1 protein-coding gene is annotated in these 1336 nt (G+C 65.9%); it reads left to right on the forward strand.

The annotated features are described in order from the left end of the window. Nucleotides 1–641: 641 nt before the first annotated feature. Entirely contained in the window at nt 642–875 is a 234-nt protein-coding gene (locus IEZ11_RS50370) for a hypothetical protein (RefSeq protein WP_189269849.1), read from the forward strand. Nucleotides 876–1336: the final 461 nt, after the last annotated feature.

A 1336-nucleotide genomic window follows, 5' to 3' on the forward strand; every position in this document is an offset into this window, starting at 1 on the left:
CCGAGCGGACCGGCGTCCCCGTGCGTGTCCTGTGGCCCGAGGGAGCCAGCCGATAGGGCCCGCCCGCCCCTCCCTGAACTGGGGTGTCACAAAATCCGGCCGCCGACGTTCCCCCAGTGTGACGACGCGAACCATGCCCCCCGCCCAGCACAGCCAGACCGGGACAGCCGTCCCCCACGGGAGACATCTGACGGACGCTTCCCGCCCGGCGGGACGCTGCGCCCGGAAGTGCTCTCACCCCCTGGGACACCACCTGACGTGCAGAAATTCGTGTCCCCGAACCTGTAACGATTCCGAGGGCCGACACGTCTACGGCTATGAAGGGCCCGTCAACGGAGCAGTGCAGGAGGGGATTCCGGGATGACCGGATCGAGAGCAGCCGTCGGCCGGCAGCGGGACGGACGGATATCCGATTCGGCGAGCCGATCGCGGTGTCCCCAACTCGAAAGCGGTCGAACTGCGGTGATGGCCCGTCATTCCGCTGGCCTCCCGCGACACGGGATCTCGGGTGATAAACGCCCGCCTCACAGGAAATCTTCGGCGACACACCCCACCAGAGTTGTGTACGTGAACCGTGATGCTGTTGGATTGCGATCATGGCTAGGCCCTACGGATCACGTAACTCTCAAGAGCGCGAGTACATGGCGCCGATGGTGCACGCCGATCGCAAGGGGATGGTCCGCCTCACCGGCATGGTTCCTGCCGAGGTCCACGCCCAGGCGTTCATCAACGCCAAGGCTGCGGGCATGACGATGGGCCTCTACCTCAAGCGGCTTGTCGAGCAGGACCAGCTCAACGAGAACGGTGTGCCGCTGTGGCGGCTTGCCGAGATCGAAGAGGACGAGACCGCCGAGCAACTTCCGTTGACCGGCTAGCCGCAGGACCGTCGAAGGGCAAGAAAAATGCCCCGGTCATCCAACCGGGGCCCCGCCGTTCGACGTACGAGGGACTCAGCACTACGGGCCTGCCAGCCCGCTGAATCCCAACTGATTCACATGTAGTTCCACCCACCCGGTCGGCTCCCCAGCCGACCAGCCAGCCCCCAGAGCGGACCGGCTTCCAACCGGGCCCCTCGACAAGCAACGCAGAGGAGGTGAAACAAGCCCCCAGACGCTTTCCACGGCGTCTGACGGGCGGTGGTGCCCTAACCAACGAGTTCCGGAGCCCTGCTCTTTCGTGCGACCTGGATGGCCGCGTTCGGAGCCCTCCGCCGTCATGGCGAGAGGGGGCTTCGGCGTTCTATTGAGTTAAGGAGCCCTCCCATCGTAGCGGACCGCTACGGTGCCGGACAGCTCATGCCCGACCCCGGAGTGTCCGGGGAACCGGGCGTGCACAG

The sequence above is a fragment of the Streptomyces fuscichromogenes genome (assembly GCF_014645815.1).
Taxonomy (GTDB): Bacteria; Actinomycetota; Actinomycetes; order Streptomycetales; family Streptomycetaceae; genus Streptomyces; species Streptomyces fuscichromogenes.

Bases quoted from the DNA above. Each gene is read 5' to 3' on its own strand.
- IEZ11_RS50370 (WP_189269849.1), top strand. From the start codon at position 642: ATGGCGCCGATGGTGCACGCCGATCGCAAGGGGATGGTCCGCCTCACC.